We start from the raw sequence: 1435 nt of genomic DNA, 5'->3' as shown, positions 1-1435 counted from the left end.
ATTAACTCCACGAATTTAATCGTCGAAGTGTGAATTACATACATTACTTTTTAAGTAAAAATAAATCGCCTTTAAAAAGGCGATTTATTTTCGTTATATATTTTTGATAAATAAGTACTTGTTTATTAAAAACATTCTAAATCAGCGTGTTTCTTTGTCTCTTCTTCTAAGACCTAATAATCCTGCTAGTCCTAATAAACCAAGCCAAGCCCAATTATTATTTCTATCACGATTATCATTTAAATCATTTGTTGTATTTACATTTCGAGTTCTTACATCATTATTAACTCTGTCTAAATTATTGTCATTTACTCGAGTTGAAATATCAGTGTTATTCACTCTATTCATATTATTTCCATCGTATTCAGCTTGCGCAGATGTACCTAAAAACATAATAGAGAGTGCTAAAACACTTAAAATAGATGATAATTTCTTTTTCATAACAATTCCCTCCTTTCTTAATCATTAATTTCTCCGGAGCATCTGTGTATTATTCATTTCACAATATCTAAACCAGTATAATAGGGCGCACATTTATTGAAAATAGAGTTGAATGATTGTTAATATATTATTGGATATATATTTCTCATAAAAATAAATGAATCAAACTTTGCTTAAAATGTTAATCTTAGTACAATTTATAGTATACGGACTAGCACTAAGGAGGTAATGAGATGCGACAATTTGCAAAACCTACAATCGTCGTAAGTAAATGTTTAGAATTTGATGCTTGTCGATATAATGGAGAGATGATTCCAGATGTAACAATACGAAATTTGCAGCCATTTGTTACATTTATACCTGTTTGTCCAGAAGTGGAGATTGGATTGGGAACTCCTCGTGAAACGATACGAATTGTAGAAGAAAATGGTGAGAACAGACTTGTGCAACCGTCGACACGAGAAGATGTAACTGAAAAAATGGAGCGGTTTTCAAATGACTTTTTACAAACGATATCGGATGTGGATGGTTTTATTTTAAAGAATCGTTCGCCAAGTTGTGGTACGCGTGATGTGAAAATTTATTCTGGTTTTGAAAAAGCGCCAGCAAAGGGAAAAGGATCAGGCTTATTTGGCGGAGCAGTAGTAAAAAAATTTTCGCATCTTCCTATTGAAGAGGAAGGTAGATTGTCGAATTTTATTATTAGAGAGCATTTCTTTACAAGGTTATTTACAATCGCATATTACAAAATGATTAAACATAATAAAAATATGAAAGACCTTGTATCGTTTCAGTCGGACAATAAATATTTATTTATGGCATACAATCAAGTGAAACAAAAGGAATTAGGGCGTATAATTGCAAATCAAAAAAATGAAAAGATTGAAGTTGTATTTGAAAACTATGAGAAGACTTTATATGAATTATTTATGCGCACCCCCCGCTATACATCGAATGTAAATGTATGCGAGCACATTTTTGGATACTTTAAAAC

At 31.2% G+C, this 1435-nt stretch carries 2 protein-coding genes; one reads left to right on the top strand and one right to left on the bottom strand.

What is annotated here, in order from left to right; translation table 11 throughout:
• Positions 1–141 precede the first annotated feature (141 nt).
• The gene (locus GBN78_RS29695; RefSeq protein ID WP_000728151.1) at positions 142–441 is read right to left on the bottom strand and encodes a WGxxGxxG family protein; all 300 of its coding nucleotides are present in this window, start codon (positions 439–441) and stop codon (positions 142–144) included.
• Between the two features lie 233 nt (positions 442–674).
• On the opposite strand from GBN78_RS29695, the gene GBN78_RS29690 reads away from it, so the two are divergent.
• A partial coding sequence (locus GBN78_RS29690; protein ID WP_152128034.1) for a YbgA family protein occupies positions 675–1435 on the top strand: 761 nt, incomplete at its 3' end.

The organism is Bacillus sp. B2-WWTP-C-10-Post-4 (assembly GCF_009183805.1).
Taxonomy (GTDB): Bacteria; Bacillota; Bacilli; order Bacillales; family Bacillaceae_G; genus Bacillus_A; species Bacillus_A cereus.
The sequence above is the reverse complement of the archived record's forward strand: the minus strand, read 5'-3'. Positions and strand labels throughout refer to the sequence as shown.